This window comes from Paraburkholderia sp. SIMBA_027 (assembly GCF_046535315.1).
Lineage (GTDB): Bacteria > Pseudomonadota > Gammaproteobacteria > Burkholderiales > Burkholderiaceae > Paraburkholderia > Paraburkholderia tropica.
This window is the reverse complement of the sequence record NZ_JAWRWY010000432.1, coordinates 1-277: the sequence shown is the minus strand read 5'-3', so window position 1 is coordinate 277 and position 277 is coordinate 1. Positions and strand designations below refer to the sequence as shown.

Genomic DNA, 277 nt, shown 5'->3' with positions numbered 1-277 from the left:
CGAGGCGGCGTCCCTGCCGACCTGACCAGACTGCTCCGACAAAGCGCTGATCAGACTACCCAGTTGAACATCGCGGCTAGCGAGGACCGCGCCTCGGCCGCCACCACTTACCCCGACCCGAGACGTGTGGACCTGATGAAGATAGTCGTCCTGGCCAATGAAGGTCCGGACATTTGCCGGGACCGCATGTGGGTCTGGAGACTGGCTGCGCCGTCCGCGAAGCGTCGGACCGACTGCTCGATTAGATCTGCGAACGTGCCGTCGTGACCGCGCTCAA

The 277-nt window shown here is 63.9% G+C and carries 1 protein-coding gene; it reads left to right on the top strand.

Annotated features, from left to right (window positions below):
• The coding region (locus SB764_RS39715; protein WP_410866713.1) for a hypothetical protein at positions 1–267 on the top strand (267 nt) is incomplete at its 5' end.
• Positions 268–277: the final 10 nt, after the last annotated feature.